Source organism: Shewanella woodyi ATCC 51908 (assembly GCF_000019525.1).
Lineage (GTDB): Bacteria > Pseudomonadota > Gammaproteobacteria > Enterobacterales > Shewanellaceae > Shewanella > Shewanella woodyi.
The window spans coordinates 5,211,726-5,227,534 of the sequence record NC_010506.1; the positions used below are offsets into that span (position 1 = coordinate 5,211,726).

At 45.1% G+C, this 15,809-nt stretch carries 14 protein-coding genes; 7 read left to right on the forward strand and 7 right to left on the reverse strand.

Translation table 11 applies throughout. The features are described 5' to 3' along the window. Window positions 1–343: 343 nt before the first annotated feature. Window positions 344–1,303, forward strand: a complete 960-nt coding sequence (locus SWOO_RS22095; protein ID WP_012326888.1) for an integron integrase — start codon at window positions 344–346, stop codon at window positions 1,301–1,303. A 247-nt stretch (window positions 1,304–1,550) separates the two neighbouring features. On the opposite strand, the gene groL is transcribed toward SWOO_RS22095, so the two are convergent. Together groL and SWOO_RS22105 are read right to left on the reverse strand one after the other, a co-directional pair. Continuing rightward, window positions 1,551–3,203 (reverse strand): chaperonin GroEL, encoded by a 1,653-nt coding sequence (gene groL / locus SWOO_RS22100; protein WP_012326889.1) that lies wholly within the window; start codon window positions 3,201–3,203, stop codon window positions 1,551–1,553. A gap of 82 nt (window positions 3,204–3,285) precedes the next feature. Then, the gene (locus SWOO_RS22105) at window positions 3,286–3,576 is read right to left on the reverse strand and encodes a co-chaperone GroES (RefSeq protein ID WP_012326890.1); all 291 of its coding nucleotides are present in this window, start codon (window positions 3,574–3,576) and stop codon (window positions 3,286–3,288) included. Window positions 3,577–3,805: 229 nt separating this feature from the next. On the opposite strand from SWOO_RS22105, the gene SWOO_RS22110 reads away from it, so the two are divergent. Both SWOO_RS22110 and SWOO_RS22115 read left to right on the forward strand, forming a co-directional pair. Continuing rightward, window positions 3,806–5,161: an MATE family efflux transporter gene (locus SWOO_RS22110; protein WP_012326891.1), complete on the forward strand. Its 1,356-nt coding sequence runs from the start codon at window positions 3,806–3,808 to the stop codon at window positions 5,159–5,161. 368 nt (window positions 5,162–5,529) lie between these two features. Beyond that, a complete protein-coding gene (locus SWOO_RS22115) occupies window positions 5,530–6,123 on the forward strand; it encodes a Qnr family pentapeptide repeat protein (RefSeq protein WP_195743006.1) in 594 nt (197 codons plus the stop codon). 91 nt (window positions 6,124–6,214) lie between these two features. On the opposite strand, the gene SWOO_RS25650 is transcribed toward SWOO_RS22115, so the two are convergent. Together SWOO_RS25650 and SWOO_RS22125 are read right to left on the reverse strand one after the other, a co-directional pair. Then, on the reverse strand, window positions 6,215–7,783 hold the full coding sequence (locus tag SWOO_RS25650) for a polysaccharide deacetylase family protein (protein ID WP_012326892.1): 1,569 nt from the start codon (window positions 7,781–7,783) through the stop codon (window positions 6,215–6,217). Window positions 7,784–7,939: 156 nt separating this feature from the next. Continuing rightward, window positions 7,940–8,884, reverse strand: coding sequence for a LysR family transcriptional regulator (locus tag SWOO_RS22125; protein WP_012326893.1), 945 nt, complete (start codon window positions 8,882–8,884; stop codon window positions 7,940–7,942). A 195-nt stretch (window positions 8,885–9,079) separates the two neighbouring features. Here SWOO_RS22125 and SWOO_RS22130 point away from each other — a divergent pair, with 195 nt between their 5' ends. From SWOO_RS22130 to SWOO_RS22140, 3 genes are all read left to right on the forward strand, one after another. Continuing rightward, window positions 9,080–10,162 (forward strand): efflux RND transporter periplasmic adaptor subunit, encoded by a 1,083-nt coding sequence (locus tag SWOO_RS22130; protein ID WP_012326894.1) that lies wholly within the window; start codon window positions 9,080–9,082, stop codon window positions 10,160–10,162. A gap of 3 nt (window positions 10,163–10,165) precedes the next feature. Beyond that, window positions 10,166–13,252 carry an efflux RND transporter permease subunit gene (locus SWOO_RS22135; protein WP_012326895.1) on the forward strand — a complete coding sequence of 1,029 codons (3,087 nt, stop codon included), beginning with the start codon at window positions 10,166–10,168 and terminating at the stop codon, window positions 13,250–13,252. A 163-nt stretch (window positions 13,253–13,415) separates the two neighbouring features. Further along, the gene (locus SWOO_RS22140; protein ID WP_012326896.1) at window positions 13,416–13,763 is read left to right on the forward strand and encodes a DUF6677 family protein; all 348 of its coding nucleotides are present in this window, start codon (window positions 13,416–13,418) and stop codon (window positions 13,761–13,763) included. A 107-nt stretch (window positions 13,764–13,870) separates the two neighbouring features. On the opposite strand, the gene SWOO_RS22145 is transcribed toward SWOO_RS22140, so the two are convergent. The 3 genes from SWOO_RS22145 to SWOO_RS26140 all read right to left on the reverse strand — a co-directional run bounded on the left by SWOO_RS22145 (window position 13,871) and on the right by SWOO_RS26140 (window position 15,070). Then, window positions 13,871–14,176: a hypothetical protein gene (locus SWOO_RS22145; protein WP_012326897.1), complete on the reverse strand. Its 306-nt coding sequence runs from the start codon at window positions 14,174–14,176 to the stop codon at window positions 13,871–13,873. Between the two features lie 167 nt (window positions 14,177–14,343). Further along, complete coding sequence (locus tag SWOO_RS26135) at window positions 14,344–14,706, reverse strand: hypothetical protein (protein ID WP_012326898.1); 363 nt, start codon at window positions 14,704–14,706, stop codon at window positions 14,344–14,346. Between the two features lie 196 nt (window positions 14,707–14,902). After that, a complete protein-coding gene (locus tag SWOO_RS26140; RefSeq protein ID WP_012140982.1) occupies window positions 14,903–15,070 on the reverse strand; it encodes a hypothetical protein in 168 nt (55 codons plus the stop codon). Between the two features lie 193 nt (window positions 15,071–15,263). Here SWOO_RS26140 and SWOO_RS22150 point away from each other — a divergent pair, with 193 nt between their 5' ends. Continuing rightward, on the forward strand, window positions 15,264–15,809 hold the full coding sequence (locus SWOO_RS22150; RefSeq protein WP_012326899.1) for a helix-turn-helix domain-containing protein: 546 nt from the start codon (window positions 15,264–15,266) through the stop codon (window positions 15,807–15,809).

The window sequence follows — 15,809 nt, forward strand, 5'->3', positions numbered from 1 at the left end:
CCCTAACATTTGTATATACGACTTGCGCGTTTTGCCAAGTCCTCTCGGGAAAGCGTGCACGGGCATCAACACTATATACCTCATGAATACAACGTATTGAGACACGCACAGCTAAATTGTATCCAATACACATTCAGATAAAACTTAGTCGCACACTTTGCATTCCTGTTATCTCAGCAATTCAAGGTCGCACATTTTCATCTTACTGAATTTACATACCTTCTGTTAGTAACTCAATAGTAAAGCGTGAATTGATACTGGCAATAGTAACTTGATTTTCTATAATTATGAATAACACTGTTTTTTTATACAGTACTATTGTAAAGATAGTTTAGGAGAAAAAATGAAAGCTTCGAGTCCATTTTTAGAGTCTGTCAGGCAAGATATTCGGTTGCGAGGTTATAGTCTGCGAACGGAGAAAGCCTATCTATATTGGATCAAGCGTTACATTTTATTTCACAATAAAGCCCATCCAGAAACGCTGTCTGCTGACGATGTTAAAAGCTTTTTGACTTGGTTGGCAACTACCCAAAATGTCGCTGTTAATACCCAGAAGGTTGCGCTTAACTCATTAGTTTTTTTATACCATCAATATCTCAAAATTGAGTTAGGAGATTTAGGTTTCACTTTAGCTACAAAACAGCGCACATTACCGACGGTTTTATCGCCAAAAGAGATTGCTCAAATTTTGTCAAATATGAATGGAACTGCAAAATTTGTTATAGAGATGCTTTATGGTAGCGGAATGAGAGTCAATGAGTGTTTAAGATTGAGAGTGCAAGATATCAATATCGAAAACCTCTCATTAACGATTCGAGATGGGAAGGGAAATAAGGACAGGCAGACCCTACTGAGCCGATCATGTTCTCATTTACTTACCGCCTATATTGATAGTGCTATAGAACTACAAAGTAGTGATAATGAAAATGGATTTGGCCCATCACTCCCATACTCGTTAGGAAAAAAGTACCCCAAGGCTTTCCAACAACCTGCTTGGATGTTTGTGTTTCCCTCAAACAACATCAGTGAACACCCTGTGACAAAAATGCCCTGTAGGCACCACCGCCATGACAGTACCATAAGAAAAGCACTTCAAAATGCAGTCGGAATGACCAACATAATGAAGAAAGTTAACTGTCATACATTTAGGCATTCGTTTGCAACACACCTTTTGCAAACAGGGACTGACATAAGAACCGTACAAGAGTTACTCGGGCATAACGATCTGAATACCACCAAGATATATACTCATGTTTTAGGGCAACACTATGCGGGAACAACTAGCCCGATGGATGATCTGTAACTAAATATGGAGGCCAGATCCCGGCCTTCGCCGGGATGACGGCATACAAAAAAGCCCCGATACCGTTAGGTATCGGGACTTTCATCATTCTTTTTCAAGAAGTGGCTTTAGCTTTTAGGCTTCAAACCAACATAATCATCTAACGCAGGAAAAATGGGCTTAGAGCAAGGCTTTTTGCCGCGACGTGTAGTGTTTTTCTACACGAGCTGCAAAGTAACGCAGCTAAAACCCATTTTAACCAGTTAGATTACATCATGCCGCCCATTCCGCCCATACCACCCATTCCACCCATGCCGCCCATATCAGGCGCACCAGCAGCTTCTTGTGGTACTTCACCAACCATTGCTTCGGTAGTGATCATCAAACCTGCAATAGACGCTGCGAACTGTAGCGCGCTACGGGTTACTTTAGTTGGGTCTAGGATACCCATCTCTAGCATGTCACCATATGTGTCGTTACCAGCGTTATAACCGTAGTTACCAGAGCCGTTCTTGACGTTGTTAGCAACAACTGAACTCTCTTCACCTGCGTTGGTTGCGATTTGACGTAGTGGCGCTTCCATCGCGCGCAGTGCGATAACCACACCGTGCTTTTGATCTTCGTTGATAACTTCAACGTCAGCGATTTTGCTTGCTACGCGTACTAGTGCAACACCACCACCAGCAACTACGCCCTCTTCAACAGCAGCGCGTGTCGCGTGTAGTGCATCTTCTACGCGAGCTTTCTTCTCTTTCATTTCAACTTCAGTCGCTGCGCCAACTTTGATCACGGCTACGCCGCCTGCAAGTTTAGCCATACGCTCTTGAAGCTTCTCTTTGTCATAATCAGAGGTTGATTCTTCAGCTTGTACTTTAATCTGTGCAACACGTGCTTGGATCTGATCTTGCTCACCAGTACCGTCGATGATAGTAGTGTCATCTTTAGTGATGATAACGCGCTTAGCTGTACCTAGGTCTTCTAGGGTCGCTTTTTCAAGCTCTAGGCCAATCTCTTCAGCGATAACAGTACCGCCAGTTAAGATAGCGATATCTTGTAGCATCGCTTTGCGACGATCGCCAAAACCAGGAGCTTTAACAGCGGCAACTTTAACGATACCACGCATGTTGTTCACAACCAGTGTTGCTAGTGCTTCGCCTTCAACGTCTTCAGCAACGATAAGCAGTGGCTTACCTGTTTTAGCTAAACCTTCAAGGATTGGTAGCAATTCACGGATGTTTGATACTTTCTTATCAACAAGTAGGATGAATGGGCTTTCTAGCTCAACACTGCCAGTCTCAGGCTTGTTGATGAAGTATGGAGATAGGTAACCACGATCAAACTGCATACCTTCAACGACGTCTAGCTCGTTCTCTAGTGCTTGACCTTCTTCAACTGTGATAACGCCCTCTTTACCCACTTTCTCCATCGCTGTTGCGATGATTTCGCCGATAGTCTCATCTGAGTTAGCTGAGATAGTACCAACCTGAGCGATAGCATTAGTGTCTGCACACTCTTGAGATAGGTTTTTAAGCTCGGCAACAGCAGCAACAACTGCTTTGTCAATACCGCGCTTAAGATCCATTGGGTTCATGCCAGCTGCAACGGCTTTTAAGCCTTCGGTAACGATTGCTTGAGCAAGTACAGTTGCGGTAGTGGTGCCGTCACCAGCAGCATCGTTGGCTTTAGAAGCAACTTCTTTCACCATCTGTGCACCCATGTTCTCGAACTTGTCTTCAAGTTCGATCTCTTTAGCAACAGAAACACCATCTTTAGTGATTAGTGGAGCACCGAAGCTCTTGTCTAGTACTACGTTACGACCTTTTGGGCCTAGAGTTACTTTAACTGCGTTTGCTAGTACGTTAACGCCTGCAAGCATTTTTACGCGAGCGTCATTACCAAATAATACTTCTTTAGCTGCCATCTTTAATTATCCTTTAAATTCTTTTTTAATTACCGCTGGTTTATCTAAACCTGAGGTTAGAAAAATGTCCAAATGAAGTGATTTAGCTCACTACAGCCATAAGGTCAGATTCTGAAAGGATTAGAACCTCTTCACCATCAATTTTTTCTTTCTTCACACCGTAACCTTCATTGAAGATCACCATGTCGCCAACTTTTACGTCTAGTGGCTGTACACTACCATTTTCAAGAATTCGGCCATTGCCTACTGCAAGTACTTCACCGCGAGTTGATTGCTCAGCCGCACTACCAGTAAGTACGATGCCGCCGGCTGACTTTGATTCAACTTCTGAACGCTTAACTATGACACGGTCATGTAATGGACGAATATTCATCTATGGATGCTCCTAATGATTTTTTAGCCCAACAAAGGTTGGCAATATTTAATAAATGCAGCAATAAATTAGGATAATTTTTGCTACTTGATGTTCGATATATGGGGGTCATGGGATTCAGATCCAAGGCCTTTACAAAAAAAAAGCGATTTTTTTTAACTGCGGTTTATAAATGGTGGCGCAATCCTGCTAGAATTGCCCTCCTTCAGTAATAAGGCAAGACTTCCCCATGAGAGACAGACACGGGCTGCTTACCCAGCCAATTGGTCGTGTACTGCTAAATATGAGCCTCCCGAACCTGATTGGTATCTTAACCATTCTGGGGTTCAGTCTCGTCGACACGTTTTTTATCAGCCAGTTAGGGACAGAATCTCTGGCGGCAATAAGCTTTACTTTCCCAGTAACCTTAGTGATATCCAGTATCGCCATCGGCATAGGGGCTGGGGTATCAACCAATTTAGGCCGGCTGATTGGCAGTGGCCAAGCGCCAAAAGCTAAGGTGTTTCTACACGACTCTCTGCTGCTGACCTTCTTCTTGACCGCGTTTATCTCGCTACTTGGAAGTCTCTGTATCGGACCGCTATTTAGCCTGCTCGGCGCTAACAGTGAGAGTCTGCCGCTCATCTATGACTATATGTTTATCTGGTACTTAGGGGCGCCACTACTGGTGCTGCTTATGGTGGGTAATCAGGGGCTTCGCGCCACAGGCGATACCAAGTCGCCTGCTAAAATTATGATGTTAGCCGCACTGATTAACTTAATTCTAGATCCGCTGCTTATCTTCGGCATTGGGCCATTTCCCCGTTTAGAGATTGAAGGAGCGGCTATTGCAACGGTGATCTCTTGGATAGTGGCACTATCACTTTCAAGCTACCTACTTATCTTTAAACGTCATCTGGTGGAGTTTGCCGAGTTCAATATGACAAGGTTCAGATCTAACTGGAGAAAGCTGGCCCATATTGCTCAGCCTGCCGCCTTGATGAATCTAATGAATCCGCTGGCCAATGCCATCATTATGGCCATGTTAGCCCGTATCGATCATGGCGCAGTAGCCGCCTTTGGTGCGGGAACACGTCTCGAGTCTGTGCTGTTAATTGTGGTGATGGCACTGTCATCGAGCTTAGTGCCTTTTATTGCGCAAAACTTAGGGGCGGGTCAAACCGAACGTGCCCGAGACGCCCTACTGTTTTCACTCAAGTTTGTACTAATATTTCAGACCTTACTCTACCTGCCGCTCTACTTCTTTGCGGGCTCTATTGCCCAGCTCTTTAGTAGCGATCCCCAGGTCATTGAGTGGTTAACCTTCTATATCGTTATGCTCCCGGCGGCTTATGGTCCCTTGGGCATAGTGATTTTACTGGCCACCTCACTGAACGCTTATCACAGGCCGATGTGCTCACTGGTACTGAACGTGTGTCGCCTCTTCCTCATTATGCTGCCACTGGCCGCATTAGGCTCATACCTTGGGGGGGTTAAAGGCTTATTGATGGCACTTCCCATCACTAATACCTGTATTGGTATCGCCTGCTATATCTTGGCGACGAAAATCTCTGAGCCACCAAAAACTGAGCCGTCAACAGCCTAATACCAGTCAGTAGAGAGCGCTTTAAACTAAGGAAGCTAGAGATGCAGATCAGTCACAAGGTTTTCACTGAGACTCGTTTTAATGAAGAAGAATATACCCAAGCTACCTCATGATGCTCGTTTCAGAGCTCCCGTAGGATAGCTGAACAAGGCAGTGATTGAGGATAATGGTTATTCCCTTATCGATATCACTAACGTAGTGCAGGGATTCTACGGAAACTCCCGAAGGGCAAGGCGAGAAGCAACATTTTTCTGCGTTATGAAATATTGAATTAGAGTAACTAGTCCTACTATTTCATGCCTTGAACTCTGTCACTTCTCGACATGCTGAATCCTGCACTTTGAAGTAGTTTGGGTATATAAGATACTATTTTCGAGCATTGTGAGTTTTACCGCTGTGACTTTAGTCGTGCAGATCTAAGTGACTCAAGCTTTATTCACTGCCGATTTATCGAACGGGGCGATAATCAAGGGTGTCAGTTTAACTATGCCACACTCACCAGTGCCAGCTTTAAGCTGTGTGATCTAAGCATGGCCAGTTTTACTGGCGCCCGCTGTTTCGGTATTGAGCTGCGAGAGTGTAACTTGCAAGGCGCCGACTTTGGCCGCGCCAGTTTTGCCAATCACATCACCCATAAAACCTTTTTCTGCTCCGCCTACATAACAGGCTGTAATCTGGCCTACGCCAATTTAGAGAGTGCCTTGCTAGAAAAGTGCGAGCTGATGGAAAATCGTTGGCGTGGTGCTAACCTGCTGGGCGCGTCGATGAAAGGCTCAGATCTCAGTGGCGGTGAGTTCTCTCAATCCCAATGGGGCACTTTCGAGCTTGAAGCTTGTAACTTATGCCGGGTGGAGCTGGAGGGACTCGACCCTCGCAATGTCAAACTTGAAGGGGTGATGATAAATCAATGGCAGCTGGAACAACTACTCGCACCATTGGGGATCATTGTCACCCCGGATTAATGATAAATCCATGGCAGCAGGAGCAACTACTCGCACCATTGGGGATCATTGTCACCCCAGATTAAGACAAAACCGCAGCGCTAATCAGGTACTAGCTTCTATCGCTTATGCCGAGCATCTCTTGTAAGTTAACGAAACGGTAACCTTGGCTACGGTAATAATCGATAATCTTTGGTAGTGAATTAACGGTACTTTGCCTATCGCCGCCCGCATCATGCATCAAGTTAATCACTTCTGGATGATGGTTATTAATCATCACGTCGCTGATATTTTTGGAGGTAACAATGGGCGAGTTCCAATCTCGAGTATCTACCGACCACAAGATAACTTTCATCCCCTTCTCATCAAGAAAGGCTATTTGCTCATCGCTTATTTCACCGTATGGAGGGCGATAAAATCGCGGTGTGATCCCAAGTGAGTCTTGAAACAGCTCATTTGTCTTCAAAACCTGCTCTTGCCAAAGCTGCTGATCACTTAACTCACGCCCATGTGGATGATTCCAGCTATGGTTGGCAAGTGTGTGTCCCTCACTCAATGCCCTTTCCATAATCGATTGATTCGTTTGCATGTTCAATCCCATCCAGAAGAAGCTAGCTTTGACCTTTCTCTGGGAGAGAATATCTAATATTTGAGTCGTATAGCTTGATGGCCCATCATCGAAGGTTAATGCGATAAGCTTCTCTTGATTCCACCCCTCTAAAAAATAGCTGCCTAAGAAATCACTGGCCTGCCTTGTCAACTCACTCACACCCACTTGATCAGCTACATCACTAGTTCTGACATATTGCGCAGACTTATGAGAGAGCTTAACGGGTGCAGCTAAGTTGACGCTAAATAGGTCAGCATCAAGTGAGAAAGTATTCGCTGCGCTGCTGCCAGGGTATCGGTTAAAGTGCTGACTTGTCAGGTAGTAAGCTAACTTCAATCCAGTACCGTTATCTATAAAATCATGAGTTACAGGATCAAACCAAGCTTTGAGGTCATCCCCCGACTTGAGCGCCTTTTTAGCGAGGTCTATCGCATCATTAAGTGCTGGTTTCAATATTTGAACATCTTGATAAAGCACTTTGGGTTTAAGCTCTGACTCAACAAAATTCAGTGCTAGACCATGACTGACGAGCTTTTCAAGTAGATCTGCATCAGCTTGATGTGCTCGCCTTAATGCTAAATAGATACCTGCTGCCAGCGGTTGACTCAACTCCTCGTCTGGCAAGCTACCAGCTAATGTGACTATCAACCGGCTTTGGCCTAATTTAGAGGCTGAAGCATCAATGATGATGGCTTGCTCTTGCAAAGGATCCAACTGGATCCCCATCGCAAAAGTTTCAAGGGAGAACTGCTCAGCAAAGATACCTGACAAGCTAGCCAGTTGAGTATTAAGCGCTGACAACATAGGCTCAGTAGGCTCACTTGTCGCTATCCAGTAGGTAGATAAATCAAGCTCATCTAATATGGGCTTATAATCAACACCTGCTATCTCAATATTCGTCCTTAGGTTAACAAGCTCAACGGGTGCCTTGTCTATCGATGCTTGATTTGCTGAGCCACGCCCCCCACAAGCCGATAGCAATAGTACTGCACAGAGCACTAATAACGGCACACTCCAAAACATAACTCGCTCGATATACCTTGATACTTTGCTAAACCCAATTAACGCCATGAGCACTATTCCCTTTCTGTCTCGTTATGTTTTGATGTATGCCATCACAGAAGTTAACAACACCGTCATCACTATAACCACTAAGACAACGCTGTCATTTGTAAGAAAATAGATTAACAAATTAGCGGAGATATAACTTAACTTTATAAAGTTAAGTTATATCCAAGACTTAATAGAGCCACGTAACCTCTCTTCACGACCACAGCCTTTTCCTGCATTACAGCTTTCGAGGGCACTCATCATATGATCGATAAATCGCTGACTGGCTAGGCTGATAAAGCGCCTTGAGGGATAAACTAAGTAGCACTTGCCCACATAGGGCTCTACATCTTCAAACAACATGGTTAACTCACCACGCTCAACGTGATCTCGGGTCAACTCTATGGGAAGAAAGGCGATACCACGTCCAGTTAAACTCGCCTCTAAACAGAGCTGAATGCTGTTGAGGCATAAGTTTCCCTTCACTGCGATTTTCATGTCGTTGCCAAATGGCACCTCATTGAAAATTCGCCCATTAGGATATCGAAACAGAATTGAGTTATGTTTTGCGAGATCTTCAGGTAACACAGGCGTTCCCGCTTTAGCCAGATAATCTGGGCTAGCAACAAAATGCAGCTCTTCAGTTATCATCTCTCGAGCCACCATCTCATTTTCATTAAATGAATCCTCGACCATAAAGGCAAGATCGATATTGTTGCGGATCATATCTTGAGGCTCAGTGCTAACAATCAGTTCCACCGTTAGCTCAGGGTTATGATCCATAAAGTCAAAGATGCCGTTGGCAATATCGAGTAACTCAGGCACTGGAAAGATAAGAATGCGTAGGTGCCCATCGATCTCCGCTTCCGTGTCGGTCAACTCCACAAGGGTCTGCTCAAGATCCCCTAAAATGGACAAGGTTTTATCGTAAAAATGGCTGCCCGACGCCGTTAACGTCATAGAACGACTCTGGCGATGAAATAACTTGATGTTGAGATCGTCCTCTAAGATCTGCAAACGACGACTCACGGTAGATTTGGGTAGATTAAGCAGATCGGCCGCTTCCACTAGACTGCCAGTTTCTACAATACGATGAAACAGGGCGATATCTTCAGTTTTCATAATCTATTCTCACGACTCCAAAAGGCTCAACCGAATAACAAAATACACTATGCTCACGCTTAGTGTTAACAATCAAGCCTAATAGGTTCCACATAATGGAACTCATGATTCCACATCATCCCGTTTTATTCAATAAAAGATGCTGCTATCTTTGCCAACCTTGATTACATTCTGTCACAAATATGGAACTGGGCTATGACACTCCTGCCAAAACTACTCCCTCTTTTTATCACCGCCACCATGCTAGCAGGTTGCAGTACAGAGTCAGTTGAACTCACTCCTGAGACAATAAGACCCGTTAAGCTGCTTGAGATCAGCGATATTAATGCTGCCTCCATGCGCGAGTTCCCGGCTAAAGTGGCTGCGACTAAACAGGCAGATCTCGCTTTTCGAGTCTCAGGTCACTTAGTCGATTTCTCGCTAGTGGAGGGGCAATCGGTGAAAAAGGGAGAGCGACTGGCTCGCTTAGACGACAGGGATGCACGCAACACCTTGCTTAATCGTGAGGCTGAGTATGATCTCGCTGAAGCAGACTACCAACGCAAGGGTGAGCTACTTCGTCGCACCTTAATCTCTCAAGCCGATTATGACCTTGCTAAGGCTCAGTTAAAGTCGGCTAAAGCGGCACTGGCCAATGCACAAGATCAGCTAAGTTACACCGAATTAAAGGCGCCCTATGCTGGTACTGTCGCTAAAATTTCAACCGATAACTATCAGATGGTACAAGCTAACCAAGCCATTCTTCTGCTACAGAAAGATCGTAATATTGATGTGGTGATCCAGGTACCTGAATCTCTGGCAAGTCAAGTGGCTCAGTTAAACAATAAGCAAGGCTCTCAAGCTAAGGTGGTCTTCGCCAATCAACCAGAGAGAAGCTACCCAGCTCTCTTAAAGGAGCATGCGACTCAGGTAACCACAGGCACCCAAAGTTACGAAGTGGTGTTTACTCTGCCTCAACCTGAGGACGTCAAGATCCTTCCAGGCATGAGTGCTGAGCTTAAACTAGATCTCTCCTCCACAGGGGAGCTGAAGACTGGTGCTATCTTGCCAGCCAGCGCTATCATGAAGCGAGATGAAGATGGTAAAAATATCGTCTGGCTTTATCAAGATGACAAAGGAAGCGTTGCTCCATCTGTGGTCACACTAGGCAAGGTCACTACAGAGGGTGTCGAGATCCTTAATGGTGTAGATGCAGGTGATAAGGTTGTGGTTGCTGGCGTGCAGTACCTCTCGGCCGATCAGCTCGTTAAGCCACTTCGCTGGCAGCGTGGAGTCTAATCGATGAATTTTGCCGAATACGCCATAAAACATAAAGTCGTCAGCTGGATGTTTGCCCTACTACTGCTAGTCGGTGGTAGCATCTCATTTCTTGGTTTGGGACAACTTGAGTTTCCTGAATTCACCATTAAACAGGCGCTGGTTGTCACCGCCTACCCCGGAGCCTCACCAGAACAGGTTGAGGAGGAGGTAACCCTTCCCCTTGAGGATGCCCTGCAGCAGCTCGATGCGATAAAACATATCACCTCAGTTAACAGTGCTGGCTTATCTCAGATAGAGATTGAGATTAAAGAGAACTACGATGCCACAGAGCTTCCTCAGGTATGGGATGAAGTGCGCCGTAAGGTCAACGATAAGGTCAGTTCACTACCACCTGGAGTGTTCACTCCCTCGGTTATTGACGATTTTGGCGATGTATATGGCATTTTACTTAACGCTAGCGGTGATGGTTACAGTAATCGTGAACTACAAAACTATGCAGACTTTCTAAGGCGCGAGCTTGTGCTCGTCGACGGTATAAAGAAGGTCACTATCGCCGGTAAAATAGATGAACAGGTGATGGTTGAGATATCTCAGCAAAAACTCAACGCCATGGGACTCGATCAAGACTATATCTATAGCCTAATCAATAGCCAGAATGTAGTTTCAAATGCAGGCAGCATAAGGGTCGGTGACAGCCGGATCCGAATTCATCCCACTGGAGAGTTCACTCAGGTAGAGCAGATGGAGCGCCTGCTTATCAGTAAGCCTGGCAGCACCAAATTGGTTTATTTAGGCGACATCGCCAAAATTTATAAAGCGTTAGATGAAACGCCGGATAATATTTATCACGGTAACGGGCAAGATGCACTTTCAATTGGCATCGCCTTTTCCAGTGGAGTCAACGTGGTTGAAGTCGGTAAAGAGGTCAACGCTAGACTTGCACAGCTCGACAGCGAGCGCCCTATCGGTATCGAATTAACCACAGTGTATGATCAAAGTAAGATGGTTGATCAGACCGTCAGCGGCTTTTTGATCAATCTGGCTGAGTCCATCGCCATTGTGATCGGCGTACTGCTTATCTTTATGGGAGTGCGATCTGGCCTACTGATGGGGTTAGTCTTACTGCTGACCATACTGGGCACATTTATCGTGATGAACATACTCAATATTGAGTTACAGATCATCTCACTCGGTGCCCTTATCATCGCTTTAGGTATGCTGGTCGACAACGCTATTGTCGTTACCGAAGGGATCTTAATCGGGATCAAGCGGGGTCAAACTCGACTAGAGACCGCCAAAGAGGTGATCACTCAAACTCAGTGGCCTTTGCTAGGCGCGACAATAATTGCCATTATCGCCTTTGCACCTATCGGCCTGTCAGATAACGCCACCGGTGAGTTTTGTGCCTCCCTATTTCAGGTGCTGTTGATCTCGCTGTTTATCAGCTGGATAACCGCCATGACCCTCACCCCCTTCTTCTGTAACTTGATGTTTAAAGATGGTGAGGTGAGTGAAGATGAAGATAACGACCCATACAAGGGTTGGTTATTTCAGCTCTACCGTAGCAGCCTCAACTTAGCGATGCGTTTTCGAGTGATCACCCTGTTACTTGTAATTGGTGCGCTTATCGGCTCTATGGCGGGAGCGGGTAACCTGAAAAATGTCTTCTTTCCAGCTTCGAACACACCTATGTTTTTTGTCGATGTGTGGATGCCAGAGGGCACAGATATTAAGGCGACAAAACAACTTTTCAGCCGAATTGAGAAAGATCTTTTACAGCAACAGGCCGAGCAAGATATTGGCTTGGTCAACCTCACTAGCGTAATAGGTCAAGGCGCGCAAAGATTCGTGCTCTCCTACGTCCCTGAAAAAGGCTATAACGCCTATGGTCAGCTATTGATAGAGATGACAGATCTTGTGACCTTAAACCGCTATATGCGGATCTTAGAAAGTGAGCTTAGCCACAAATATCCAGAGGCAGAGTATCGCTTTAAGTATATGGAAAACGGCCCAAGTCCAGCAGCCAAGATTGAAGCCCGTTTCTTTGGTGAAAACCCAGCAGTATTAAGAGCACTGGCCTCACAGGCTGAAGCCATCTTAAAGGCTGAGCCAACCGCCGTTGGTGTTAGGCATAACTGGCGTAATCAAGTCACCCTTATCCGCCCTCAACTAGCACTGGCACAAGCTCGTGAAACAGGGATAAGTAAACAAGATCTCGATGACTCATTGCTAGTGAATTTTAGCGGTAAACAGGTGGGCGTATATCGCGAAAATAGCCATATAATGCCGATAATTGCCCGAGCTCCCGACAGTGAACGACTCGATGCTGACAGCATGTGGAAACTGCAGATCTGGAGCGCCGATAACAACGTCTTCGTGCCTGCAACTCAAGTGGTGTCAGAGTTTTCCACTGAGTGGGAAAACCCCATCATCATGAGACGAGATCGTAAACGTGTACTTGCAGTACTGGCCGATCCGATCAACGGCAGCGATGAGACCGCTGACTCAGTATTTAGAAAAGTCCGCAGTGATATCGAAGCGATCCCTCTACCAGCTGGCTATGAGTTGGAGTGGGGTGGAGAGTATGAGACAACTATCGAAGCACAAGCTTCGGTCTTTAGCTCAATCCCCATGGGGTATCTGGCGATGTTTATTATCACTGTTCTACTGTTTAACTCTGTCAGACAGCCGCTAGTGATCTGGTTTACCGTGCCGCTCTCAGTCATAGGAGTGGTATCTGGTCTACTGATTTTTGATGCGCCATTTAGCTTTATGGCACTACTGGGCCTACTGAGTTTAACTGGCATGATAGTGAAAAACGGCATTGTTTTGGTTGACCAGATAAATCTGGAATTAAGCAGCGGGAAAGATCCCTACTGGGCAGTGGTTGACTCCTCTGTGAGTCGTGTACGCCCAGTACTAATGGCAGCTATCACGACAATGCTCGGCATGGTTCCCCTGCTATCCGATGCCTTTTTTGGTTCAATGGCGATCACCATTATCTTCGGGTTAGGCTTCGCATCAGTATTAACCTTAATCGTACTGCCAGTGACCTACACCTTAGTGTTCCGTATTCCTTATTTAGGAGATAGGAAACTTGTGAAATAGGAGGCCTGCAGACAACAAACCCATACTAGAAAATACCCAATAACTGCTTCCCGGCAGACCCGATCCAGAGATGGATCGGGATCTTTCATTAAAAACACAGCATTGTCTTCGTTAGCTTGATATGGTTACCGACTAGAGTCTTAGCTCTCAAACTGGAAACCCAATGAACCAAGCAACTAAAGCCGCCCTTATCTCCGCTTTCATCTGTCCAGGCGGAGGGCATTTTTACCTGAAACGCTATAACACGGGAACTTTGCTCAGTGTGGTTACCTTAGCAGCCCTGATCTACCTGCTAAATCAAGCCATCGCCCGCGCTCAAGATATTTCACAGCAGATAATCAACGGCCAACTGCCTTTAGATCTCAGTGTGATCTATCCTCTTATCACCCAGCCACCCGCTGCAGAGCAAGCGCTCTACAGCAATATTGCTTTAGTCGCCTTTGCCACCTCCTGGTTCATTGGCGTTATCGATGCTTATCGGTTAGGCGCTATTGCAGATAAAGCTGAGTAAACATATTTCAGAACAAGACACACATTTCAGGACAAGACAGTAAAATAAAAAACGGCCAAACAGATATCTGTTTGGCCGTTTTGTTAGCTTAAACGATTAACCCTATTTCAGCATCCCTGTTTGAGTGAGGATGTCTTAGAAAAATCATGCTGAGTCGAGGGAAGACTAACTTTGTAGAGCTTAGCAGGCGTATTTTTTGAGAACTGATACTCACTGCTTGCCGCAGCCGTCTTAGAAAAATCATGTCGAGTAGAGGATTTCATCAACTGATTTCCAGTAGCGGGCTTATTTTTAGAAAAATCATAGCTGGCTTGTGCCGCGGTTGTTTTCGAGAAATCAGGCTTCTCTGCCAAGACAGATGTAGAAGCAAAGACAAATACCGCAGATAAGGTCACGCTGGTTAACAACTTCATAGAGAACTCCAATCTTATTGACCACAAATAGTTAACACCATTTTAATGTAATTAGATTCAATGGTGAACAAATGAGTCACATTTTATGCAAAATGATACATTTAAAAATAATAGAAATAGCAATATAAACAGCTAGTTAATAGAAAGCTTAAAAACTAATAAGCCATTTAAATTGTATATTTAGCTAAGTTTGCTATTGGAGGGAGATCTATCTTAGTTGGATCTGTGGTTTGTTCTGACCAAAGCAGAGCCCTGTTTTGCGCACTTTTGCCTGAAGTGAGCGGAACAATTGAGGGCGGAGTGGCAATTCCCACTAATGAGATACAGTGACTAACGCAGTGACCTCCGGCGAGTACAACGCAGGATATGTCACAAAGCAGCTTAGGTTGATTAAGCTTACTCGTGCTTGAACTCGCCTCTGTCGAATGCTCCACAGAGTGCAAAAGGTTTGGCATCGCCATCGCCGGAGACAAGAGATATTGCCCCAGTAAAGAGATAAATAGCAAAAGAGTAAAACAGAACTTTGCCATTATTTACACAGTTCCTCAGCAATGGGTGAAGTGACTTAAGTATTGACAATATCGGCGGAAGTTAGTTGCACTTAGACTGGAATATTTGAGGCAATTTTCCATATAAAGAAGAAATTGAACCTAAAAAAATACCCCGTCTAATAAACGAGGCATTATATTCATTTTGTAGCTCTATGCGTCTACAAATAGGAGCGACTTATAGTGAGCAAGTCTTCTCTTCTAGAATGAGGTTTGCTTCAACAGCATCGATCGCTTTCTGATCGTGATCGTTAGCTGGACAGCCACAAGCGTGCTCACTTGTTGCGTGAAGACGAGCTTGTTCGATGTGCCACTGTGCTACTTTAAGGTGCTGATCTACGTTCATTTTTAAACTCCAAATAGTGTTGATATATAAAATCCGCGCTAAAATATCATCACAAATTAGGTTTACACAAGGCTAATACAGGTTAAAAAACCAAATTACTGTCAATATGTTTTAATATTGGAATTTTCAGTTCAACTGTGTTGATATATTGGTTAGTCATTACGAGTAAGAATCATTAACAGAGGAAAGTAGGATGGCGAACCCCATCAATGAAGGTATCAAACGGCTTCGGGCTCAACATAAACTGACTCAAATAGAGTTAGCTGAGATGGCGGGGATCCCCAGAGCGACTTTGGCGAATATGGAGAGTAGTAATAGTAACCCAAGTATCAGTGTGGTGATGAAAGTTGCGCAAGCATTAGGCGTAACAGTGGACGACCTCATTACTCAGCGCCAATCAGTGCATGTAACCAAAGTTGAGCGTAAGGATATGCCCGTCTCCCATCAAGATGAGGGCAAATTTATCAGTACTCGCACTAGCCCTATCAGCACGCAAAATTTACAGATTAGCGACGTGATCATGATGCCGGGATGTAACACTAAGGGCGTACCACATCCAGAGGGTAGCCATGAACTGTTTCTCTGTTTGGATGGCACGGCCACATTGGAGGTTCAGGGAGAGCTATTTGAGATAGAGGCCGGAAACCTCACCTACTTTAAAGGTCACCTTCCTCACCAATATGGCAATGCCAGCCTCAAACCAGTCCATGCGATCGTGGTGGTATTTATGCAAAAATAA